The 23,330-nt window shown below is 67.2% G+C and carries 22 protein-coding genes; 7 read left to right on the top strand and 15 right to left on the bottom strand.

Annotated features, from left to right (window positions below):
• From ABDW35_RS08560 to ABDW35_RS08550, 3 genes are all read right to left on the bottom strand, one after another.
• Positions 1-1,825: efflux RND transporter permease subunit (locus ABDW35_RS08560; RefSeq protein ID WP_343713432.1), on the bottom strand; the 1,825-nt coding region annotated here is incomplete at its 3' end.
• A 13-nt stretch (positions 1,826-1,838) separates the two neighbouring features.
• Positions 1,839-3,008: an efflux RND transporter periplasmic adaptor subunit gene (locus ABDW35_RS08555; RefSeq protein ID WP_343713431.1), complete on the bottom strand. Its 1,170-nt coding sequence runs from the start codon at positions 3,006-3,008 to the stop codon at positions 1,839-1,841.
• Positions 3,009-3,194: 186 nt separating this feature from the next.
• Entirely contained in the window at positions 3,195-4,052 is an 858-nt protein-coding gene (locus ABDW35_RS08550) for a hypothetical protein (protein ID WP_343713430.1), read from the bottom strand.
• Positions 4,053-4,166: 114 nt separating this feature from the next.
• Here ABDW35_RS08550 and ABDW35_RS08545 point away from each other — a divergent pair, with 114 nt between their 5' ends.
• The 7 genes from ABDW35_RS08545 (at position 4,167) to aguA (ending at position 12,412) form a co-directional block, all read left to right on the top strand.
• A complete protein-coding gene (locus tag ABDW35_RS08545; protein ID WP_343713429.1) occupies positions 4,167-5,018 on the top strand; it encodes a phosphodiester glycosidase family protein in 852 nt (283 codons plus the stop codon).
• A gap of 221 nt (positions 5,019-5,239) precedes the next feature.
• Positions 5,240-6,625 (top strand): aspartate aminotransferase family protein, encoded by a 1,386-nt coding sequence (locus ABDW35_RS08540; protein WP_343713428.1) that lies wholly within the window; start codon positions 5,240-5,242, stop codon positions 6,623-6,625.
• A 227-nt stretch (positions 6,626-6,852) separates the two neighbouring features.
• Positions 6,853-7,950, top strand: coding sequence for a polyamine ABC transporter substrate-binding protein (locus tag ABDW35_RS08535; RefSeq protein WP_343713427.1), 1,098 nt, complete (start codon positions 6,853-6,855; stop codon positions 7,948-7,950).
• 71 nt (positions 7,951-8,021) lie between these two features.
• A complete protein-coding gene (gene potA, locus ABDW35_RS08530; RefSeq protein WP_343713426.1) occupies positions 8,022-9,173 on the top strand; it encodes a polyamine ABC transporter ATP-binding protein in 1,152 nt (383 codons plus the stop codon).
• Positions 9,170-10,138: an ABC transporter permease subunit gene (locus ABDW35_RS08525; protein WP_343713425.1), complete on the top strand. Its 969-nt coding sequence runs from the start codon at positions 9,170-9,172 to the stop codon at positions 10,136-10,138. The genes potA and ABDW35_RS08525 overlap by 4 nt, the downstream gene beginning before the upstream one ends.
• On the top strand, positions 10,135-10,971 hold the full coding sequence (locus ABDW35_RS08520) for an ABC transporter permease subunit (RefSeq protein WP_343713424.1): 837 nt from the start codon (positions 10,135-10,137) through the stop codon (positions 10,969-10,971). The genes ABDW35_RS08525 and ABDW35_RS08520 overlap by 4 nt, the downstream gene beginning before the upstream one ends.
• Positions 10,972-11,392: 421 nt before the next feature.
• Positions 11,393-12,412, top strand: a complete 1,020-nt coding sequence (gene aguA, locus ABDW35_RS08515; RefSeq protein WP_343713423.1) for an agmatine deiminase — start codon at positions 11,393-11,395, stop codon at positions 12,410-12,412.
• A gap of 127 nt (positions 12,413-12,539) precedes the next feature.
• Here the strand turns inward: aguA and ABDW35_RS08510 are convergent, their stop codons facing one another.
• From ABDW35_RS08510 to ABDW35_RS08455, 12 genes are all read right to left on the bottom strand, one after another.
• Positions 12,540-12,959, bottom strand: a complete 420-nt coding sequence (locus ABDW35_RS08510) for a DoxX family protein (RefSeq protein WP_343713422.1) — start codon at positions 12,957-12,959, stop codon at positions 12,540-12,542.
• Positions 12,960-13,143: 184 nt separating this feature from the next.
• Positions 13,144-13,758: an NAD(P)-dependent oxidoreductase gene (locus tag ABDW35_RS08505; protein ID WP_343713421.1), complete on the bottom strand. Its 615-nt coding sequence runs from the start codon at positions 13,756-13,758 to the stop codon at positions 13,144-13,146.
• A 127-nt stretch (positions 13,759-13,885) separates the two neighbouring features.
• The gene (locus tag ABDW35_RS08500; protein WP_343713420.1) at positions 13,886-14,446 is read right to left on the bottom strand and encodes a DUF882 domain-containing protein; all 561 of its coding nucleotides are present in this window, start codon (positions 14,444-14,446) and stop codon (positions 13,886-13,888) included.
• Positions 14,436-15,071, bottom strand: coding sequence for an ATP-dependent Clp protease proteolytic subunit (locus tag ABDW35_RS08495; RefSeq protein WP_343713419.1), 636 nt, complete (start codon positions 15,069-15,071; stop codon positions 14,436-14,438). The genes ABDW35_RS08500 and ABDW35_RS08495 overlap by 11 nt, the downstream gene beginning before the upstream one ends.
• Before the next feature lie 110 nt (positions 15,072-15,181).
• Positions 15,182-16,237 carry an extracellular solute-binding protein gene (locus tag ABDW35_RS08490; RefSeq protein ID WP_343713418.1) on the bottom strand — a complete coding sequence of 352 codons (1,056 nt, stop codon included), beginning with the start codon at positions 16,235-16,237 and terminating at the stop codon, positions 15,182-15,184.
• A gap of 82 nt (positions 16,238-16,319) precedes the next feature.
• Positions 16,320-17,315: an extracellular solute-binding protein gene (locus ABDW35_RS08485; RefSeq protein ID WP_343713433.1), complete on the bottom strand. Its 996-nt coding sequence runs from the start codon at positions 17,313-17,315 to the stop codon at positions 16,320-16,322.
• A 63-nt stretch (positions 17,316-17,378) separates the two neighbouring features.
• Positions 17,379-18,161 (bottom strand): ABC transporter permease, encoded by a 783-nt coding sequence (locus tag ABDW35_RS08480; RefSeq protein ID WP_343713417.1) that lies wholly within the window; start codon positions 18,159-18,161, stop codon positions 17,379-17,381.
• Positions 18,158-19,048, bottom strand: a complete 891-nt coding sequence (locus ABDW35_RS08475; protein ID WP_343713416.1) for an ABC transporter permease — start codon at positions 19,046-19,048, stop codon at positions 18,158-18,160. Before ABDW35_RS08475 ends, ABDW35_RS08480 begins: the two co-directional genes overlap by 4 nt.
• 11 nt (positions 19,049-19,059) lie before the next feature.
• Positions 19,060-20,088: an ABC transporter ATP-binding protein gene (locus ABDW35_RS08470; RefSeq protein ID WP_343713415.1), complete on the bottom strand. Its 1,029-nt coding sequence runs from the start codon at positions 20,086-20,088 to the stop codon at positions 19,060-19,062.
• 387 nt (positions 20,089-20,475) lie between these two features.
• Positions 20,476-21,888 (bottom strand): type I glutamate--ammonia ligase, encoded by a 1,413-nt coding sequence (gene glnA, locus ABDW35_RS08465; RefSeq protein WP_088150451.1) that lies wholly within the window; start codon positions 21,886-21,888, stop codon positions 20,476-20,478.
• A gap of 76 nt (positions 21,889-21,964) precedes the next feature.
• Entirely contained in the window at positions 21,965-22,303 is a 339-nt protein-coding gene (locus tag ABDW35_RS08460) for a P-II family nitrogen regulator (RefSeq protein ID WP_034832554.1), read from the bottom strand.
• A 168-nt stretch (positions 22,304-22,471) separates the two neighbouring features.
• On the bottom strand, positions 22,472-23,330 hold an 859-nt coding region (locus tag ABDW35_RS08455), incomplete at its 5' end, for an aminotransferase class I/II-fold pyridoxal phosphate-dependent enzyme (RefSeq protein ID WP_343713414.1).

Raw genomic sequence — 23,330 nt, 5'->3', positions numbered from 1 at the left:
TCGCGTCCAGCCGGTCGGAGACGGCCTTCATCGCCGCGTCGGTGCGGGCCAGGGCGGCGCCGGGCGGCAGCTGCACCGCGGTCAGGAAATAGCCCTGGTCCATCACCGGGATGAAGCCGGTCGGCGCCCGGCCGAACTGCCAGCCGGTCAGGCCCAGCAGCCCGCCATAGGCCACCAGCACCAGCAGGCCGACGCGCAGCAGCCGGCGGGTCAGCCCGCCATAGCCGAACGACAGCTTGTCAAAGCCGGCGTTGAAGCCGCGGGCGCCGGCGGCCAGGCCGCGCAGCAGGACATTGCGGGGCCTGGCGGTATGCTCGCCCTGCGGCCGCAGCAGCAGGGCGCACAAAGCCGGGCTGAGCGTCAGCGACACGAAGGCGGAGATCGCGGTCGCCGCGGCGATGGTCACCGCGAACTGGCGGAAGAACCGGCCGGAGATGCCGGACATCATCGCTGCCGGCACGAACACCGCGCACAGCACCAGGGCGATGGCGATCAGCGCGCCGCTGATCTCCTCCATCGATTTGTGCGCCGCCTGCCGCGGCGACAGGCCGGCACGAAGATGCCGCTCGACGTTCTCGACCACGACGATGGCGTCGTCGACGACGATGCCGATGGCGAGGACGAGGCCCAGCAGCGACAGGTTGTTCAGCGAATAGCCCAGGCCGGCCATCACCGCGAAGGTGCCGATCAGCGAGATCGGGATCGCCAGGATCGGGATGATCGCCGCCCGCCAGCTGTGCAGGAACAGGATCACCACCAGCACCACCAGCGCCACCGCCTCGAGGATCGCGGTGTAGACCTCGCTGACGCTCTCGGCGATGAAGCGGGTCGGGTTGAACGGGATGGCGTATTCGACCCCGGCCGGCAGGTTGCGGCCCAGCTGCGCCATCGCCGCGACCACGCGGTCGGCCGTCTCCAGCGCGTTCGACCCAGGCTGCTGAAACACCTGGATCGGCTGCGAGACGCGGCCGTCGAACAGGGCGCCGCCGCGGAAGCTCTGTGCTGTCAGCTCGACCCTGGCGACGTCGCGGATCCGGGTGACGCGACCATCGGCGTCGGTCTTGATGATGATATTTTCGAACTCGGCGGGGTCGGACAGGCGGCCCAGCGTCTCGACATTCAGCTCGAAAGCGCCGCCGGACGCCACCGGCGGCTCGTTCACCACGCCGGCGGCGACCTGCACGTTCTGGGCCTGCAGGGCGGCCACCACCTCGCCGGCCGTCAGGTTGCGGGCGGCGACCGCGTCCGGGTCCAGCCAGACCTGGATGGCGTAGTCGCGGGCGGTGGGCATACGCACGTCGCCGACGCCCTCGACCCGCAGCAGCGCGTCGCGGATGCGCAGCGTCGCGTAATTGGAGAGGTAGAGCGGCGAGCGCGAGCCGTCGGGCGAGAACAGCTGCACCACCAGCAGGATGTCCGGCGACGACTTCCGCACCGTCACGCCCAGGCGGCGCACCTCCTCCGGCAGCCGCGGCTCGGCCACCGCCACCCGGTTCTGCACCAGCACCTGCGCCTCGTCGAGGTCCGTCCCCAGGGTGAAGGTGACGGTGATGCTGAGCTGGCCGTCGCCGGTGGCCTGCGAGGACATGTAGAGCATGTTCTCGACACCGTTGATCTCCTGCTCGATCGGCACGGCGACGGTGCTGCTCATCACCTCGGCCGAGGCGCCGGGATACTGGGCGCGGACGACGACGGTGGGCGGCGTGATCTCGGGATACTGCGCCAGGGGCAGGGTGACGTAGCCGGCGATGCCGATCAGGACGATCAGCACCGACAGCACTGTGGCCAGGATCGGCCGCTCGATGCAGAGATGGGGCAGGCGCATGGCGATCCCCGGCTCAATTGACCATGGCGGTGGCGGCCGGCGCGATCTCGCCGGCCTGTGGCACCACCTTCTGGCCGGCGCGGCCGCGCAGCAGGCCGTTGATCACGACCCGGTCCTCGGCCTTGAGCCCGCTTTCGACCACGCGCAGGCCGCCCGGCAGCCGGGCGCCGAGGCGCACCGGCGTGGCCCGCAGCGTGTCGTCGTCGTTCAGCGTCAGCACAATCCGGCTGGCCTGGTCGGTCAGCAGCGCCGTCTCCGGCACCAGCAGCGCGTCGCGTTCGCCGGAGGAGGCGAGGCGCAGCCGGCCGAACTGGCCGGGGGTGATGAACAGGTCGGCATTGGCCAGCACGGCGCGGGCGCGGATGGTGCCGGCTCCACTCTCTAACCGGTTGTCGACGAAGCTCATCGTGCCCTGGTAGGGCCAGCCCTCGTCGTCCTGCAGCCGCGCCTCGATCGGCACGTCGCGGTCGCGGATCGGCCGCAGCTCGCCCGACTTCACCGCCCGCTCATAGGCGACGAAGTCGCGCTCGCTCATATCGAAGACGAAGTAGATCGGGTCCAGCGCCACCACGGTGGTCAGCAGCGTGCCGGTGTCCGACACCAGGCTGCCGGCATCGACCCGCCGGTTCGACACCCGGCCGCTGATCGGCGCCTTGATCTCGGTGAAATCCAGATCCAGCTGCGCCCGGGTCAGCCCGGCCTGGGCCAGCTCGAAGGCGGCGTCGGCCGCCTGCTTCTGCTGGCGGCGCTGGTCGAGGGTGGAGCGGGAGACGGCGGAGGAGCCGACCAGCTGCTCGGCCCGGCGCAGTTCCAGCTCGGCCAGGTCGCGCTGCGCCCGGGCGCTGGCCAGCTGGGCCTGCGCCTCGGCCACCGCGGCCTGGTAGGGGCGGGGGTCGATGGTGAACAGCGTCTGCCCGGCTTGGACGATCTGGCCATCCTCGAAGCCGATCGACTGCAGGTAGCCGGAGACCCGGGCCCGGATCTCGACGCTCGCCGTCGGCTCGAACCGCCCGGCATATTCGCGCTGGTCGACCACGCGACGGACCAGCGGCGGCGACACGACCACGCTGGGTGCCGGCCGTGCGGCCGCCTGGGGCGTCGTCGCCGCGGTGCCCCGCGACGCCTGCCATGCCAGCCCGCCGGCCAGGGCCAGCGCCACAACTCCCGCCAACGTCCGAATCATCGGGCGTCTCATGCCTGTCGCTCCTTATGGCCTGGAGCGCAGGGTGCGGGCCGCTTGTCTCAGAACTGTGTCGCGGCGCAACAAGGATTGTCGCGAATTGTCTCAGCGTTGCTGCATCGCACAATTCGATACGAAAACGGACCGGATGGGGCTTCATCCGGCCCGTCCCGAACGCCCGGCCGGGGCTCAGTTGCAGAAGTTCGGCTGGTACTGATAGACCCACTGGGTCTTGGTCGTCGGGTTGGTCGACACCCAGCCGGTCATGCCGCGGATGGTGTCGAACATCAGCTTCGAGCGCTGGTCGACCTTGCTGGTGAAGTCGCCGTCCTTGTCCTCGACCTTGAACGACACCTCGGCGCTGGCGACGGTCGACGACCCGTTGGCATACCACAGGGTCAGGTCGAACTCGGCGTCCTGCTGGCCCAGGTCGCTCACCGGCCCGTCATAGGTGCGCTCGGTGATCGACAGGTTGCCGACCAGGTTCAGCGCCTCCTGCTTCGGCAGGTTCAGCGACTTGGTCGGCGGGAACAGGTCGACCACGTCGTCCAGGATGTTCAGGTTCTTGGTGGCCGACAGCGGCTCGGTGGTCGAGTGCGAGTAGACGAACTTGAACGGCGGGGTGATGTCCGCCTCCAGCTTGGTCTCGGCATCGTTGTCGCTGCCGCTGACATCGGTGTTGGCCGCGGTCGACTGGCTGTCCGAGCGGAACTTCAGGTTGATCTCGCGGCCGGTGCCCTCGACCCGCTCGCGGAAGCTGTAGCCGAGAGTGTTCAGCCGGCAGGTGCCCGGCGAATCATAGTAGCGGACGGTGCGGACCTTGTTGACCGCGAAGCTGCCGTCGACCGTGCGGTCGAAGCCGGCCGCGGTCAGCCTGGTCCGCAGTTCGGACAGGAAGCTGTTGGCGGTGGCGACCGGCTGCGCCTGGAACTTTGCCGGATCGAGCAGGACCTTGTATTCCTTGCCCGTCAGCGGGTCGGCGGCCTGCGCGGTCCCCGCGGCGGCCACCACGAAGCCGATCAGCCCGAGGCGAAGCCATGTCATCATTTGGTGCGAATCTCCCTGCATGAATGATGCGAACGCGCGGCAGGCTAGGCGGTCTGTATGAAGCTGAGATGTCACTGGCCCCATGATCGACGTCACAGGACGAGACTTTTCTCCTTGCTGGCTCTGCTGCTGACCACCGCCTGCGGCGCAGCCGTGAGCACGCCCAGGCCGGCGGAGGAGGCCGCCCGGCCGGCCCCGCCGATTCTGCAGCCGCCCGCCGCGGCGCCGCTGACGCCGGGGGCCTCGTCCTTCACCGGGCCGGACAGCCGGGCGGCCGCCGGGCCGTGCCGGGCGGTGTCCTTCGAGGCGTCCGACTACACCGTCTGCGAGCTCGACCTGCGCCGCTACCGGGTCGGGCTGTTCTGGCAGGACCGCGACGGCCGGCCCTACGGCTCGCTCTATGCCTTCAAGCGGGCGATGGCCGCGGCGGGAGACCCGCCGGTGGTGTCGATGAACGCCGGCATGTATCACGAGGATCTGTCGCCGGTCGGGCTCTTCGTCTCCGGCGGCCGGCAGCTCAACCCGGCCAATGAGGGGGACGGCGACGGCAACTTCTTCATGAAGCCGAACGGCGTCTTCTATGTCGATGGCGAGAGCGCCGGGATCCTGGAGACGGGGGCCTATCTGCGCCGGGCGCCGGCGGCCGGGATCGCCACCCAGTCCGGCCCGATGCTGGTGATCGACGGCGCGCTGCACCCGCTGTTCAGCGACGACGGCTCGTCGCGCAAGATCCGCAACGGCGTCGGCATCCGTGACGACCACACCGTGGTCTTCGCCATCTCCAGCGACAGGGTCAGCTTCGGCAGCTTCGCCCGGCTGTTCCGCGACGGGCTGGGGTGCCGCAACGCGCTGTATCTCGACGGCTCGATCTCGGCCCTGTCGGCGCCGGACGGGCTGTCGGTCGGCTGGGGCATCCGGGTCGGCCCGATCCTCGCCGCCTTCGACCGCGCCGGGCCGGTCAGCTAGGCGGTCCGAGTCGGTCGGCTAGTGACGGCGCGCGCCGGCGGCGATATGCTGATGGGATCATGACACGGCCACGGCCCTATCGCAGTCGTCGATCGCGCAAGCAGGAGCTGATGCTGCTGTGCGCCCGCATCGGCTACAACCCGCCGCGCGCCTGAGCGAGGGGCCGCCGCAGCCGCGGCCCGGTTTCCGTTTTTTCGTCCGGATTCACGCGAGGTCGCGTCATGAACAGCTTTGCCGCCAGCCGCACCACCGCCGAGTGGAAGGCGCTGGACACCGCCCATCACCTGCACCCCTTCACCGACTATAAGTCGCTGGCCAGCGAAGGGGGCAGCCGCGTCATCACCCGCGGCGAGGGCGTCTGGCTGTGGGATTCCGAAGGCCGCCAGCTGATCGACGGCATGGCCGGCCTGTGGTGCGTCAATGTCGGCTACGGCCGCAAGGAGCTGGCCGACGTCGCCCATGAGCAGATGCTCGAGTTGCCCTTCTACAACACCTTCTTCAAGACCACGACGCCGGCCGCGGCCGAGCTGTCGGCCAAGCTGGCGGAGATCACGCCCGACGGGCTGAACCACGTCTTCTATGCCAACAGCGGGTCGGAAGCGAACGACACCATCGTCCGCATGGTCCGGCACTATTGGGACCTGAAGGGCAAGCACCGCAAGAAGGCGATCATCGGCCGCAACTACGGCTATCACGGCTCGACCATGGTCGCGGTCTCGCTGTGCGGCATGGGGGCGATGCACCGCCAGGCCGACCTGCCGTTCCCCGGCTTCCACCACGTCATGGCGCCCTATTGGTACGATTACGGGGGCGACCTGGACCCGGAGGCCTTCGGCAAGCTGGCCGCCAAGGCGATCGAGGACCGGATCAAGGAGCTGGGCGCCGACAGCGTCGCCGCGGTGATCGCCGAGCCGATCCAGGGCGCCGGCGGCGTCATCATCCCGCCGGCCAGCTATTTCCCGGAGGTGCAGCGCATCTGCCGCCAATACGACGTGCTGCTGATCGCCGACGAGGTGATCTGCGGTTTCGGCCGCACCGGCGAATGGTTCGGCTCCGACCTGTTCGGCATCCAGCCGGACCTGATGACCCTCGCCAAGGGCATCACCTCGGGCTACCTGCCGCTGTCCGCCGTCATGGTCGGCGACCGGGTGGCCCGGACGCTGATCGACGAGGGCGGCGAGTTCTATCACGGCTTCACCTATTCCGGTCACCCGGTGGCCTGTGCCGTGGCGCTGGCCAACATCCGGATCATGGAGCGCGAAGGGCTGGTCGACCGCACACGGACCGATATCGGCCCGTACTTCCAGGACCGGCTGCGCGAAGCTTTCGCCGACCATCCGATCGTCGGCGAGGTGCGCGGCGTCGGCCTGATCGCCGCGATCGAGCTGGTCCAGGACAAGGCCACGCGCAAGCGCTTCGCCGAATACGGAACGGTCGGCACCCAGTGCCGCAACCACTGCTTCGAGAACGACCTGGTGATGCGCGCTGTGCGCGACGCCATGGTGCTGGCGCCGCCGCTGGTGATCTCGCGCGACGAGGTCGACGAGCTGGTGCGGCGGGCCAAGGTCGCGATCGACGCCACGGCGCGGGATGTCGGCAAGATGTGAAGGGCAGGGGCGGCCATGAAGGGGCCGCCCCTTTTTACTTCGGGACGGGAATAAGGGCGGGGTTGCAAATGTCATGAACGCAGGGCACAGGGAGGACGGTTCGAGCCCGTTTTGTGCACTGCGCCGTCGCCGCGATTGACAGTTTTCCCAGCGGCGCGTTGCAATGAATCAGAAGGGGGAGCCGGCTCGACGGGTTCTCGAACAGACCACAGACAGGGAACGGTTACATGAAGCGTCTCGTGCAAAGCCTTCTCGCGACCGCCGCGCTATGCGCCGTGGCGGCGCCGGCCCTGGCCCAGGAGAAGGTCGTCAACATCTACAACTGGTCGGACTATATCGGCGAGACCACCCTGGCCGACTTCACCAAGGCCACCGGCATCAAGACCGTCTACGACACCTATGACGGCAACGAGGCGCTGGAAGCCAAGCTGCTGACCGGCAACTCCGGCTATGACGTCGTCGTGCCGACGGCGCAGCCCTTCCTGGCCCGCCAGATCAAGGCGAAGGTCTATCTCGAGCTCGACAAGTCCAAGATCCCGAACTGGAAGAACCTCGACCCGTCGCTGATGAAGCTGGTCGAGAGCGCCGATCCGGGCAACAAGCACGCGATCATCTACCAGTGGGGCACGGTCGGCGTCGGCTACAATGTCGACCAGGTGAAGAAGCGGCTGGGCGACACCCCGCCGGACAGCATCGCCATGGTGCTGGACCCGGAGAACGCCAAGAAGCTGGCCGATTGCGGCATCACCATGCTGGACAGCCCGACCGACGTGCTGCCCACGGTGCTGAACTATCTGCACCTCGACCCCAACAGCCAGAAGCCCGAGGATCTCAAGAAGGCCGAAGACGCCCTGATGAAGATCCGCCCGTATCTGAAATACCTCCACTCGTCGCAGTACATCAACGATCTGGCGGGCGGCAACGTCTGCGTCTCCCTCGGCTGGTCGGGCGACGTCAACATCGCCAAGACCCGGGCCGAAGAGGCGAAGAACGGCGTCACCATCGACTACTTCATCCCGAAGGAGGGCGCGCAGATCTGGTTCGACATGGCGGCGATCCCGAAGGATGCGCCGCACGTCGACGCCGCCTACGCCTATCTCAACTTCCTGCTCGAGCCGAAGGTGATGGCCGGCATCGACGACTTCGTCGGCTACGGCAATGCGGTGCTCGGCGCCAAGGAGCTGATGAACCCCGACATCGCCAACGACCCCCGCATCTTCCCGCCCGCGGATGTGATGAAGCGGCTGTTCGCGATCACCGAGGCGTCGTCCAGCTACGAACGCCTGCGGACGCGGACCTGGACACGGTTCCGCACCGGCCAGTAAACAGCGCGGCCGCCGCACCCGGACAGGATGCGGCGGCCGTTCCACTTGGGGGTCAGGGGCCGGAGACGGGGATGGGCCAAGCCAAGCCGAAGCAGCAGACGGCGCCGCAGCCGTGGCGCAATCCGGACGAGAAGCCTTATGTCCGGATCGAGAAGGTGACCAAGAAATTCGGCGACTTCACCGCCGTCGACGATGTCAGCCTGTCGATCTACCGCGGCGAGTTCTTCGCCCTGCTGGGCGGGTCGGGCTGCGGCAAGACCACGCTGCTGCGCATGATGGCGGGGTTCGAGCGGCCGACCGAAGGCAAGATCTTCATCGACGGCGTCGACATGACCGCCGTGCCGCCCTATGAGCGGCCGGTCAACATGATGTTCCAGAGCTACGCGCTGTTCCCGCACATGACGGTGGAGCAGAACGTGGCCTTCGGCCTGCGCCAGGACCGGGTGCCGGCGGCCGAGATCAAGAATCGCGTCGCCGAGGTGCTGGACCTGGTCCAGCTCGGCCGCTTCTCCAAGCGCAAGCCGCACCAGCTGTCCGGCGGTCAGCGCCAGCGCGTCGCCCTGGCGCGCAGCCTGGTCAAGCGGCCGAAGCTGCTGCTGCTGGACGAGCCGCTGGGCGCGCTGGACAAGAAGCTGCGAGAGCAGACTCAGTTTGAGCTGGTGAACATCCAGGAGAAGGTCGGCATCACCTTCGTGGTCGTGACCCACGACCAGGAGGAGGCGATGACCATGTCCAGCCGCATCGCGGTGATGAACTCCGGCTATATCTCCCAGCTCGGCACCCCGGCCGAGATCTACGAATACCCGCAATCCAAGTTCGTGGCCGACTTCATCGGCTCGGTGAATCTGTTCGAGGGCCGCGTAGCCGAGGATCATCCGGAGCATGTCCTGATCGACAGTCCGGAGGCCGGCTGCCAGCTCCACATCAGCCACGGCCTGCCGGTGCCGGTCGGGACCCAGGTCTGGGTCGCGGTGCGGCCGGAGAAGATCGCCATCTCCAAGCCGGATAGCGAGCCCGGCGCCGGCACCAACACCACGCTCGGCGTGGTCAAGGAGATCGCCTATCTCGGCAACCTGTCGATCTATCTGATCGCGCTGCCGAACGGGAAGACGGTGCGGGTGACGGCGCCGAACGTGTCGCGCCTGACCGAGATGCCGATCACCTGGGAGGACGAGGTCCGGCTGTCCTGGCAGCCCTTCGCCGGCGTGGTGCTGACGCAATGACCGCGGTGACGGCGAGCGACGCGGCGGAGAGCGCCGCCCCGCGGGTCGCGGCGGGGCCGTCGATCCTGCGGCGCCTGGGCGGGCGGCTGGGCCGCAGCCTGGTGATCGCGCTGCCTTATGTCTGGCTGTTCCTGTTCTTCCTGATCCCCTTCGTCATCGTCCTGAAGATCGCCTTCGCCGACAAGGTGATCGGCCAGCCGCCCTACACGCCGCTCTGGGACTGGATCGACGACACCCATGTCGGGATCACGCTCAGCCTCGGCAACTTCCAGTTCCTGCTCGACGACCCGCTCTATGTCAGCGCCTATTTCAGCTCGCTGAAGATCGCTGCGATCTCGACGGTGCTCAGCCTGCTGGTCGGCTATCCGATGGCCTATGCCATCGCCCGGTCCAGCCAGCAGTGGCGGGTGCCGCTGCTGATGCTGGTGATTCTGCCGTTCTGGACCTCGTTCCTGATCCGGGTCTATGCCTGGATCGGCATCCTCCAGCAGCAGGGGCTGCTCAACAACCTGCTGCTCTGGCTCGGCATCATCGACCAGCCGCTGGAGATCCTGCACACCGATGTCGCCGTCTATATCGGCATCGTCTATTCCTACCTGCCCTTCATGATCCTGCCGCTCTATGCGACGCTGGAGAAGCTGGACATCTCCCTGCTCGAGGCGGCGGAGGATCTCGGCTGCCGGCCGTGGAAGGCGTTTCTGCTGATCACGCTGCCGCTGTCGCTGCCCGGCATCATCGCCGGGTCGCTGCTGGTGTTCATCCCGGCGGTCGGCGAATACGTGATCCCGGAGCTGCTGGGCGGCATCGACACGCTGATGATCGGCAAGGTTCTGTCGAACGAGTTCTTCCAGAACACCGACTGGCCGGTCGCCTCGGCGGTCGCGATCGTGCTGCTGCTGGTGCTGGTGATCCCGATCATGATCTTCCAGTACGTCCAGGCGAAGCAGCAGGAGGCGGAGCGATGAGGCGGCCCTGGTTCCTGTTCACCTGCCTGGTGTTCGGCTACGCCTTCCTCTACGTGCCGATCATCCTCCTGATGTTCTACTCCTTCAACGAGAGCCGGCTGGTCACGATCTGGGGCGGTTTCTCGACCAAATGGTACGGCACGCTGCTGGAGAACGAGCAGATGCTGGACGCGGCGCGGCGGTCGCTGGAGATCGCCGCCATCGCCGCCACGGTGGCCTGCGTGCTGGGGACGGTGGCCGGGCTGGTGCTGGCCCGCTTCGGCCGGTTCCGCGGCCGCACCCTGTTCTCCGGCATGGTCACGGCGCCGCTGGTGATGCCCGAGGTGATCACCGGCCTGTCGATGCTGCTGCTGTTCGTGGCGATGGAGGGGCTGTTCGGCTTCCCGCAAGGCCGCGGCATGGTGACGATCACCATCGCCCACATCACCTTCTGCCTGGCCTATGTCGCGGTTATCGTGCAGTCGCGGCTGGTCAGCCTCGACGAATCGATCGAGGAGGCGGCGATGGATCTCGGCGCCCGGCCGCTGACGGTGTTCTTCTGGATCACCCTGCCGATCATCTCGCCGGCGGTGATCGCCGGCTGGCTCCTGTCCTTCACCCTGTCGCTGGACACGCTGGTGATCACCAGCTTCGTCTCCGGCCCCGGCTCGACCACCCTGCCGGTCTACATCTTCTCCAAGGTGAAGCTGGGGGTGACGCCGGAGATCAACGCGCTGGCCACCATCATCGTCGTCATCGTCACCACCGGCGTGGTGATCGCCGGCGGCCTCCTGGTCCGGCACGAGAAGAAGCGGCGGCGGGACGAGCAACTGGCCTTCGCCGCAGGAACATAAGGTCGGAGCGCAGCGGAACGGTATTTTCTGCCGGTTTCGGCCTGGGCCGCGCAGGACTCTGAGTCATGCGTGGCGCGCAGGTGACCCTCGGCGTTTGCCCCCGGAGCAAAAATCGAGCCCGTCGACTATATCTACGGCGTTCGAGAACAATTCATGAGCTTCTCATGTCGTTTCTGTCGATCTTTGGAACCATTCGTCTGGCGCCGTTCGGCCGCCGTTTGACGAAGGGGGAAAAGTCGATCTCTCAGCGCCGCATTTGATTGCTGCACTGTCATCATAGTCCTTCGGGACGATCGGTTTCACGGGCCCGGCCGCAAGGTCGGGCCCGTTCCATATGCGGGAATTGCACAGCGCCCTTTCATCCGGGCGCGGCGGACGCTAGCCTCTGGCTCTTGAGCGAGAACTGCTTCGGAACGCCATTGTGACCGTCCCTGCCTCCCTCGGCTACGTCATGCCCGCGGAATGGGAGCCCCACAGCCGCTGCTGGATGGCCTGGCCGTGCCGGGACGAAGTCTGGGGCGAGCATATGGACGCCGCCCGCACCGCCTATGCCGATGTCGCCCGCGCTATCGCCGATTTCGAGCCGGTGACGCTGGTCTGCAACCCGGCCGACGTGGCCGAGGCGTCGCTGACCCTGGGCAACGGCACCGCGATCGACGTGCTGTCGATGGAGATCGACGACAGCTGGCTGCGCGATTCCGGGCCGACCTTCCTGCTCGACCGCAACGGCCACCTGGCCGGCGCGCATTGGCGCTTCAACGCCTGGGGCCAGAAGTACCAGCCCTACGGCCGCGACGCGGTGGTGGCCAAGCAGATCCTGAAGCATGTCGGTGCCCGGCGCTTCCGCGCGCCCTTCGTGCTGGAGGGCGGGGCCGTCCATGTCGATGGCGAAGGCACGGTGCTGACCACCGAGCAGTGCCTCCTGAACCCGAACCGCAACCCGGACCTGACCAAGGCCCAGGTCGAGCAGAACCTGCGCGACTGGCTCGGCGTCTCCACCGTGATCTGGCTGCCGGAGGGGATCGAGGACGACGAGACCGACGGCCATGTCGACGAGATCGCCTGCTTCGTCCGCCCGGGCGTGGTGCTGGCGCTGTCGACCGACGACAAGAGCGACGGCAATTTCGACACGCTGCAGACCAATCTCGACATCCTGCGTTCGGCCAAGGACGCCAAGGGCCGGCCGCTGCAGGTGATCGAGGTGCCGCAGCCGGCACGGCAGGAGCACAACGGCAAGCGGCTGAGCCTGTCCTACGTCAATTTCTATATCGCCAATGGCGGCATCGTGATGCCGGCCTTCGACGTGGCCGAGGATGAGCGCGCCTTCCGCATCATCCGCGACGCCTTCCCGAACCGCCGCGTCGTGCAGGTCCATGCCCGCGACATCTTCCTCGGCGGTGGCGGGATCCACTGCATCACCCAGCAGCAGCCTGCTGCCTGACGGCGGGCCGGCCAAAACCGTCATTGCGAGGAGGCGAAAGCCGACGAAGCAATCCAGGGGCCAAGCCAAACGGCCCTGGATTGCTTCCCCCGGCTCAAGGCCGGGGTCGCAATGACGGTGCGGGAGATCAGGCCATCGCCAGGCGCGGGCTGCGGACGGCGTCCAGGCTCCAGGCCCCGCCGCCGGCCGCGGCGAAGTACAGGAAGACGAAGCTGTACAGCGCCGCCAGCTCGCCCTGGTTCAGGATCGGGAAGAAGCCCTGCGGCGCGTGGGCCATGAAGTAGGCCACGGCCATCTCGCCGGACAGCAGGAAAGCCACCGGGCGGGTGAACAGGCCGATCAGCAGCAGCAGGCTGCCGACGATCTCCATCACACCGGCCAGGCCGATCAGCGAGAACAGCTGCAGCCCGTCGAAATAAGCGACATGCGGGAAGCCCAGCAGCTTGGCGAAGCCGTGCTGCAGGAAGAACAGGGCGGTGGCGATGCGCAGGATGCTGAGCACTCGGGGCGCCCAGGTGTGGTCGAGCTGGTCGCTCAGGTCGGCCATGATCGTCTCCGGATCAGAGTGGGGAGGGGTGCCGCGGGGCTCTCGCCCGCTTGCGCCGGGCCCGGTTTGGGCGCGTTTCCAGGCCCGGCAATGGCGGTACGATTGAGTTGTTTTTGCGATCCCGGGTCAAGCCGGCGATCGGACAACAATTCGTCGCGCCGCGGACAACAATGGTCCGGCGGCCTCAGTAGCCGACAGTGAAGCGCTGGCGGCTGTGCGCCGGCTTCTCCAGTTCGTCGATCAGGGCGACGGCGTAGTCTTCCTGGCTGATGCGGCTCTGCCCGTCCGCGCCGACCAGAAGCTGGTCGCCGCCGAGGCGGAACTTGCCGGTGCGCTCGCCCGGCGCGATCAAGGCCGAGGGCGACAGGAAGGTCCAGTCCAAGCCGGTCTCGCCGCGCAGCAGGTTCAGATAGTCGCGGCCCTTCGACGCCTCCTCCTTGTACAGCGCCGGGAACTCCGGCGTGTCGACCAGCTGCACGCCCGGCGCCACCTCCAGGCTGCCGGCGCCGCCGACCACCAGGTAGCGCTTCACGCCCGACGCCTTCACCGCCTGCAGCAGCAAGGCGGGGTCGGAGGCGGTGTAGTGCACCGAGCTGATCACCGCGTCATGCCCGGCCAGCAGCTTCGCCAGGCCATCGGCGTCGTACACGTCGCCCCGCACGGCGGTGAGATTCGGGTGCCGCGGCAGCTTCTCCGGGTTGCGGACGATGCCGGCGACCTGGTGGCCGCGGCTCAGCGCCTCGGCCAGGATCTTCGAGCCGACATTGCCGCTGGCGCCGATGAGGGCGAGCTTCGCCATGGGAAGTCTCCGAACTTGGTTACGAAAAGATACCGTCGGCAAGTTCGGGAGTCCGGCCCCGTCCCGCAAGAAGGGTTTTGAAAGTAACCGAGGGACCGCCGGATGACTGGCAGCGACGGTGAGAGCGTCAGAAGCGCTTGTACCAGACGCGCTTCGGGCCGGTGTCGAGATGGACGAAGTCGGAGCGCCAGTACAGGCCGAGGCCGCCGCTGGCCACCGCCTGGGCGTGGTTCGCCAGGAACACCATGCCGTAGCCCTGCACCGACAGGTCCACCGCCTTGCCCTGCATGTGCAGGCTGTTCCGTGCGGCGCCCTCGGGGCGCAGCGTCTCGTTGGTCTCGGGGGTGCGGTAGCCGGAGTGAAGGTTGATCGTCACCCGCCGGTTGGTGGCGACCTGGTAGCGCCGGGCCATCAGCCACAGCAGGTCGAAGACGCCCGGGTCCATCGTGGTCGCCACGTCGACATGATGGTCGCGCAGCAGCCAGTCCAGCCGCTTGGTGGCGTCGTCCGAAAGCGCGCCGTCGACGGCATAGACGTCGTCGAAGCGTTCGTCCGTGTGCGGGTTGTAGAGCTTGAGGCGCCGTTCGCCGGGCTGGTCGACAGCGGGGGCGGCCGCGGCGCAGAAGGGAAGGGCGGCGAGCCCCAGCAGGGCCCGCCGCCGCGTCAGCTGACTTGCGTCAGCCGGCATCCTTGATGTTGTCGATGATCTTGCCGACGAGGCCGTAATCCTTCGCCTCCTCGGCCGACATCCAGTAGTTGCGGTCGGTGTCGCGCTCGACCTTCTCCAGCGGCTGGCCGGTCTCGCGCGAGATGATCTCGTTCAACCGGCGGCGCATCTTGATGATCTCGCGCGCCTCGATGTCGATATCGACCGCCCGGCCACCGGCGCCACCGGACGGCTGGTGCAGCAGGAACCGGGTGTTCGGCAGCGACAGGCGGTTCTCCTTCTTCGCCGCCAGATAGATATGGGCGCCGGCGCTGGCCACCCAGCCGGTGCCGATCACCTTCACCGGCGCGCCGATGAAGCGGATCATGTCGTGGATGGTGTCGCCGGCCTCGACATGGCCGCCCGGCGAGTTGATCACCAGCCGGATCGGCTTCTTCTCGTCATCGGCGGCGAGCGCCAGCAGCTGCGCGCTGATCCCTTGCGCCAGCTTCATGGAGATTTCACCGAACAGCAGCACCGTCCGGTTCTTGAAGAGGATGTTGCCGATCTGCGGACCGAGCTCCTCCTTCTTCTCCTTCTCGGGGCGCTCTTCCTCTTCTTCCTCCTCCTCGTCGTCGAGACGCGTGGGGAACGGGCGGTCGACCATGGGGGATCCTGTTCACTCGAGAGATCTGTCTGACCTGCAACAGGTAGCGTGCCGGACCCCGGTTCGCAACCGGCGCCTTCCCGCGCCGGCAGCGAACCGGGCCGAACGGCCTACGACTTCAGCCGGGTCCAGACCCGCTCGCGCAGGTCGACGGCCGGCTGCGAGCAGTTCTGGTTCGGGTTCAGCCGGCTCAGCATCTCCTGCGGCGTGTTGACCGCCGGGTCGTCGCGCAGCTTCGGGTCCATGAACTCCGGCGACCCCTTGATGGCGTTGTTGTAGCCGGTGAAGTTGGTGGCGATGGCGATGTTCTCGGGCTTCATCATCCAGTCGATGAAGATCTTGGCGTTCTCGACGTTCTTCGCCCCGACCGGCACGGCGAAGTTGTCGTTCCAGAAGTTGATGCCTTCCTTCGGATAGACATAGGCGACGGTCGGCCGCCCCTCCTTGGTCCGGTGCGCGGCGCCGTTCCACTGCATGTGGGCCGCGACCTCGCCGGCGATCATGCGCTCGATCGTGCCGTCGGAGTTGTAGAGGGACACGCTCGGCTTCTGCGCCTCCAGCAGCTTGAAGATCTTGCCGGCATCCTCGCTGTTCTCGGTGCAGAAGTTGATGCCGAGATACATCGCCGCGGCCTTATAGACCTCGACCGGGTCGTTCATCATGCCGAGCTTGCCCTTGAACGGACCGTCGGGGTTGAAGATCGACCACCAGCTGTCGTCGACCTTGCCGCCCTCGACCTTGGCGGTGTCGTAGCTGAAGCCGGTGGTGCCCCACATATAGGGAGCGGAGTACTTTCGCTCCGGGTCGTACCAGGGCTTGTCGTGCGGCGCGCCGACATTCTTGAAGTCGGCCATCTGGCTGGCGTCGATCTCCTGCAGCAGGTTCTGCTTGATCATCATCGCGACCATGTAGTCGGACGGCACCACCACGTCGTATCCGGCGGCGCCGGCCTGCAGCTTGGCCAGCAGGGTCTCGTTCGAATCATAGACGTCGAGCGTGACCTTGATGCCGGTCTCGGCCTCGAACTTCTTCAGCAGCTCCGGCGGGTAGTAGTTCGACCAGTTGTAGAAATAGAGCTCGCCGCCGGCCGCCTGCGCGGCCGACGCCGCCGTCAGCGCCCCGATAGCGGCCACGGCGGCGAGCAGAAGCTGTCTTGCGGATCCCATCTCAAATCTCTCCTGTCATCGTCGGATTGTGGTGTCGCACCCGGCCCCACCGACGGTCGGGGCTGGGCATGGCCCAGCCGCCTCAGGACTTCAGGCGGGTCCAGACCCGGTCGCGCAGCTCGACCGAAGCGGGAGAGCAGTTCTTGGCCGGGCGCAGCCGGCTGGCGTATTCCGGCGGCATGTTGATCGCCGGATCCTCGCTTAGCGCCTTGTCCATGAAGGGCTCGGAGCCCTTGATCGCGTTCATGTAGGTGGTGAAGTTGCTGGCCGCGGCGATGTTCTCCGGCTTCAGCATCCAGGCGATGAAGATCTTGGCGTTCTCCGGGTTCTTGGCGGCCTTCGGCACCACGAGGTTGTCGGCCCAGAGGCTAATGCCCTCCTTCGGATAGACGAAGACCACGCTCGGCCGCTTCTGCTTGGTGCGGTGGGCCGCGCCGTTCCACTGCATGTGGGCCACGACCTCGCCGGCGCCCATGCGCTCGACCGACCCGTCGGAGTTGTAGAGCGAGACGGCCGGCTTCTGCGCCGCCAGCAGCTTGTAGATCTTGCCGGCGTCCTCGCTGCTCTCGGTGCAGCGGTCGATGCCCAGATAGTAGGCGGCCGCGTTGAACACCTCGACCGAGTCGTTCATCATCGCCAGGCTGCCCTTGAACGGGCCGTCCGGGTTGAAGATCGACCACCAGCTGTCGTCCACCGGGCCCTGCACCTTGGCGCTGTCGTAGCTGAAGCCGGTGGTGCCCCACATATAGGGCGCGGAGTATTTCCGCTCCGGATCGTACCAGGGCTTGTCATGCGGGGCCATGACGGCATCGAAGCCGGGCATGGCAGCCGCGTCGATCTCCTGCAGCAGGCCCTGCTTGACCATGATGTCGACCATGTAGTCGGACGGCACCACCACGTCGTAGCTGGCGCCGCCGGCCTGCAGCTTGGCCAGCAGGGTCTCGTTCGAATCATAGACGTCGAGCGTGACCTTGATCCCGGTCTCGGCCTCGAACTTCTTCAGGAGGTCGGGCGGGGTGTAGTTGGTCCAGTTGAACAGGAACAGGTCGCCGGCCGCCCAGGCGGCTGGGGCGGCCAGCAGGGCCGCGGCGAAGGCGGCGGCAAGGCAGATGCTTCGGTTCCGAATTTCGGGCCTCCCTGGTTAGCTCCGCGCCCGTCCCACCACCCAGGACAGGGCGACGAAGACGATCGAAATCAGCAGCATCAGCGCGGAGATGGCGTTGACCTCCGGCGTCACGCCGATGCGGATCATGCCGTAGATGTAGATCGGCAGGGTCGTCGCCCCGGCGCCGGAGACGAAGAAGGTGATGACGAAGTCGTCGAGCGAGATGATGAAGGCCAGCATCAGCCCGGACAGGATGCCGGGCCACAAGAGCGGCAGCGTCACCCGGCGGAAGGCCCGCCAGGGCGTGGCGTAGAGGTCGGACGCGGCCTCGCCCAGGCTGGCATCCATCCCCTCCAGTCGCGCCCGGATCGGCAGGTAGGCGAAGGGGATGCAGAAGACGATATGGGCCAGGATGATGGTGAACAGGCCCAGCGGCAGGCTGACGGCGGTGAAGAACAGCAGCGTCGCCACCGCCGTTACCACCTCCGGCACCACCAGGGGCAGGGCGATCAGGGCGCTGACCGCGGTCTGGCCGCGGAAGCGGCGCCGGGCCATGCCGATCGCGGCCGGGATCGCCATGACCGTGGCGGCGACGGACGAGACCAGGGCGACGATCAGCGAGTTCTTGGCCGAGCGCAGGATGTCCGGGTTGCCCAGGACGACGCCGAACCAGCGGGTGCTGAACCCCTCCCAGATCGTGGCCGAGCTGCCGGCGTTGAAGGCCAGCACCAGCAGCACGACAATCGGGATGTAGAGATAGGCGAAGAACGCCCAGGACACGGCGCGGACGCCGGGGAAAGCGCGCAGCCGGCTGCTCATTTCGCCACCTGCGGCGCGCGGCGGAAGCGGAGCAGGTACAGCATCATCGCCAGCAGCACGACCCCCAGCAGGGCGAAGGACAGCGCCGCCCCGAACGGCCAGTTGCGGGACGAGCCGAACTGGTTCTGGATCAGGTTGCCGATCATCATCGACTTCGACCCGCCCAGCAGGTCCGGCGTCACATAGGCGCCGAGGCAGGGGATGAAGACCAGGATGGCGCCGGCGGCGATGCCCGGCATGGCCAGCGGGATGACGATGCGGCGCAGCGCCCGCCACTTGTCGGCGCCCAGGTCGTAGGCGGCCTCGACCAGCCGGAAATCCAGCTTCTCCAGGCTGGAATAGATCGGCAGCACCATGAAGGGCAGGAAGGAGTAGGTGAGGCCGATGGCGATCGCCGTCTCAGTGTACATCAGGTTCAGCGAGCCGGTGGTCACGCCCAGGCTTTGCAGCGCCGAATCGATCAGCCCGCCGGAGCGCAGCATCAGGATCCAGGCGTAGTTGCGCACCAGCAGGTTGGTCCAGAACGGGATGGTGACCAGGAAGATCAGCAGGTTGCGCCGCGGCGGCGGCTGCATCGCCATGTGCAGCGCGGTCGGGAAGCCGATCAGCACGCACAGCACCGTGGTCAGCAGCGACAGCCAGACAGAGCGCAGCAGGATCTGGGCATAGGCCGGGTTCCAGATCAGGCTGTCGTCGAAATCGCGCTCATACAGGAAGCGGAGATAGGCCTCGGTCGAGAAGGTGTTCCATTGCACCCCGCCGAACTGGCCGCGCTCGGCGACCGAGACGACCGCCATGATCGCCAGCGGGACGATGAAGAAGATCAGGATGAAGCCGACCGGGACGCCGATCAGGCTCAGGGTCCTCAGCGAATTGCCGCGCGCCATCGCCGCCGCCCTCAATCGGCCAGGGCCTGGCCGGCGCCAGCCGGCACGCCGACGCCCACCCGTTCGCCGGGCTGGAAGCTCTGCTGCGCCCCGGTGCGGTTCTGCAGCCGGGCGGTGACCAGCGGCCCGCCATCGGCCAGGCGGATATGATAGGTGGTGTCGGTGCCGACATAGACCACCGTCTCGACCGTCCCGGCCAGGCTGCCGGGCCCGGCCTCGGCGGTGAGCAGGATCCGCTCCGGCCGCACCGCCAGCGTGGCGCCGTCGGCGCAGCCGAGGCGGGCGGCAAGGGGGCCTTCGAAGAAGTTGGTCTCGCCGATGAAATGGGCCACGAAGCGCCGGGTCGGCCGGTCGTAGATGTCGCGCGGGCCGCCGATCTGCAGGATCTCGCCCTGGCTCATCACCGCGATCCGGTCCGACATCGTCAGCGCCTCCTCTTGGTCGTGCGTGACGAAGATGAAGGTGATGCCGGTCTCGGTCTGCAGCCGCTTCAGCTCGATCTGCATCTCCTTGCGCAGCTTGAGGTCGAGCGCCGACAGCGGCTCGTCCAGCAGCAGCACCTGCGGCTCGCTGGCCAGCGCGCGGGCTAGGGCGACGCGCTGCTGCTGCCCGCCGGACAGCTGGGCCGGCTTGCGGCCCTCCATCCCGCCCAGCTTGACCAGGGTGATCATCTCGGCGACGCGGGCATCGGCCCGGGCGCGCTCGACGCCCTTCATCTCCAGGCCGAAGCGGATGTTCTCGCGCACCGTCATGTGTGGGAACAGGGCATAACTCTGGAATACCGTGTTCACCGGCCGCCTGTGCGGCGGCAGTCCCTCGATCGGCTTGCCGTGCAGCAGGATATGACCGCTGGTCGGCTCCTCGAAGCCGGCGATCATGCGCAGCAACGTGGTCTTGCCGCAGCCGGACGGGCCGAGGAGGGTGAAGAACTCGTTGTCCCGGATCTGCACCGATACCCCGTTCAGGGCCCGGACCGCGCCGCTCTGGTCGCTGCCGAACACCTTGGTCACGTCGACGACGTCGATTGCCGTCCCTGTCAATTTGGCCTCGTTTCTTGTTTCGGCAGGACGCGAGGCCACGGGGCGGACCGTCGGGGACCCCTGGCGGCACCGCGCCTGGCCGGCCGGGATCCTGAGGATCTCCCGCTTCCGGCCGCTGCGCTGCTGGTAACGATATCAGCAGGTGGCGCGGGCAACCGCAAGCCTCTCCCGCCTGCCATTCGCGCAAGAAAAAACCCCGCCGTCTCCGGCGGGGTTCTCTCGGGTCGGGATGATCGGTTGGGCCATAGGGCCCAATCCCCAACTGTCATTGCCGGGCTTGACCCGGCAATCCAGGGGCCATCGAAAGCGGCTCTTGCGGCCCTGGATGCCCGGGTCAAGCCCGGGCATGACAGTGAAGGGAAGCGGGAATACCCGAGCGGCCTGCGATCAGACCGAGTAGTACATCTGGAACTCGATCGGGTGCGGGGTGTGCTCGAAGGCGTACACTTCTTCCCACTTCAGCTCGAGATAGGCCTCGATCATGTCCTTGGTGAACACGTCGCCCTTCAGCAGGAAGGCGTGGTCGGCCTCGAGCGCCAGCAGCGCCTCGCGCAGCGAGCCGCAGACCGTCGGGACGTTCTTCAGCTCCTCCGGCGGCAGGTCGTACAGGTTCTTGTCCATCGCCTCGCCCGGATGGATCTTGTTCTGGATGCCGTCCAGCCCGGCCATCAGCATGGCCGAGAAGGCGAGGTAGGGGTTGGCGGTCGGGTCCGGGAACCGCACCTCGACGCGCTTGCCCTTCGGCGAGGAGACGTAGGGGATGCGGCAGGAGGCCGAGCGGTTGCGGGCCGAATAGGCCAGCAGCACCGGCGCCTCGAAGCCCGGGATCAGGCGCTTGTAGCTGTTGGTCGACGGGTTGGTCAGCGCGTTCAGCGCCTTGGCGTGCTTGATGATGCCGCCAATGTAGTACAGCGCGGTGTCCGACAGGTCGGCATAGCCCGAGCCGGCGAAGGTCGGCTTGCCTTCCTTCCAGATCGACTGGTGGACATGCATGCCCGAGCCGTTGTCGCCCTTGACCGGCTTCGGCATGAAGGTCGCGCTCTTGCCGTAGGCGTCGGCGACGTTGTGCACGACGTACTTGAACGCCTGCAGCGCGTCGGCGCTCTTGATCAGGGTCTCGAACTTGATGCCCAGCTCATGCTGCGAGGCCGCCACCTCGTGGTGGTGCTTCTCGACCGTCACGCCCATCTCGGCGAGGGTGGTCAGCATCTCGGCGCGCAGGTCGTGCGCGGCGTCCAGCGGTGGCACCGGGAAGTAGCCGCCCTTCGGCTGCACGCGATGGCCGCGGTTGCCGTCCGGGTAGACCTTGCCGCTGTTCTCCGACGCGTCCTCGCTGTCGAGGTAGTAGAAGGCCGAGGTGGTGTTCTGCTGGTAGCGGACGTCGTCGAAGATGAAGAACTCGGCCTCGGGGCCGAAATAGGCGGTGTCGCCGATGCCGAGCGACGCCATGTAGCGCTCCGCCGACTTGGCGATCGAGCGCGGGTCACGGCTGTAGGGCTGGCCGGTGGCCGGCTCCAGGATGTCGCAGGTGATGTTCAGCTGCGCCTGGGCGGCGAAGGGGTCCATGACCGCGGTGTCGACATCCGGCATCAGGATCATGTCGGACTCGTTGATCGCCTTCCAGCCGGCGATCGACGAGCCGTCGAACATGACGCCGTCGGTCAGCATGTCCTCGTCCACCGTCGAGACGTGCTGGCTGACGTGATGCACCTTCCCGCGGAAGTCGGTGAAGCGGAAATCGACGTATTTGACGTCGTTCTCTTTGATCAGATCGAGGACCTTGGTCACACCGTCGGCCATGATTCTTTCTTCCTGTGTTCGGACTGTGTTTGCGTTTCTTGAGAGTCGTTCTTGGGCGGCTGGTACAGGCCGGCGCTCAGATGGCGTCGGCGCCCTTCTCACCGGTGCGGATGCGGATGACCTCCTCCACCGGGGTGACGAAGATCTTGCCGTCGCCGATCCGGCCGGTCTGGGCGGCCTGCTGGATGGCCTCGATCGCACGCTCGACCAGCGCGTCCTCCATGACCACCTCGACCTTCACCTTGGGCAGGAAGTCGACCACATATTCCGCGCCGCGATACAGCTCGGTGTGGCCCTTCTGGCGGCCGAAGCCCTTCGCCTCGGTGACGGTGATGCCCTTGATCCCGACCTCGTGAAGGGCCTCCTTCACCTCGTCGAGCTTGAACGGTTTGATGATGGCTTCGACTTTCTTCATGGGTTCGGAACCGTTCCCTGGATCGTTTGCGCGCCACCGCCGGGTGCGGAACGCTCTCGCCGACATGTGAAGCAAGCCCCGTGCCAGTCGCCGACTCCTGGCCGGAGACGAGGGGTGAACGAGGTCTTGCTCAGAATTTAGGCATAGTGCTGCTTCTTTGGGCTTCGATCAAGCCAGGGCGCCCGCCATGCGGTCGATCGCCTGGCGGATGGCATCGACGCTGTTGGCGTAGGACAGGCGCAGAAAGCCCTCGCCCATGGCGCCGAAGCTGGTGCCGGCGATGGTGGCGACGCCGCACTCCTCCAGCAGCTTGGTCTGCAGCGCCTTGGCGGTCATCCCGGTGCCGGTGATGTTGGGGAAGGCGTAGAAAGCGCCGCCCGGCTCGACGCAGCGCACGCCCGGCAGGCGGTTCAGCGCGTCGACCACCACGCGGCGGCGCTCGGCGAAGGCGGCGCACATCGTGTCGACCGCGTCCTGCGGCCCCCGCAGCGCGGCGATGCCGGCATATTGGGCGGAGGCGTTGACGCAGGAATGCGAGTTGACCGCCAGCCGCGTCGCGCCCTCGCGCAGGGCCTTGGGCCACACGCTCCAGCCCAGCCGCCAGCCGGTCATGGCATAGGTCTTCGACCAGCCGTCCAGCAGGATCACCCGGTCGCGCAAGGCGGGGTATGAGAGGAAGCAGCTGTGCTCCGCCCCATCATAGAGGATGCGGCTGTAGATCTCGTCGCTCAGCACCGCGACATGCGGGTGCCGCTCCAGCCCGGCGGCCAGGCGGTCGAGCTCGGCCTTCGGCACCACGCCGCCGGTCGGGTTGGCCGGGCTGTTGATGATCAGCAGGCGGGTGCGCGGCGTGATCTGCGACAGCACCTCCTCGGCCGAGAAGGCGAAGCCGTTCTCCTCGCGCAGCCGCACCGGCACCGGCGTCGCGCCGGTGAAGCGAATGGCGGATTCGTAGATCGGGAATCCGGGGTTGGGGTACAGGATCTCGGCCCCGGGCTCGCCGAACATCAGGATGGCGAACCACATG

This window comes from Inquilinus sp. (genome assembly GCF_039594555.1).
Taxonomy (GTDB): domain Bacteria; phylum Pseudomonadota; class Alphaproteobacteria; order DSM-16000; family Inquilinaceae; genus Inquilinus.
This window is presented reverse-complemented; position numbering and strand designations above follow the sequence as displayed.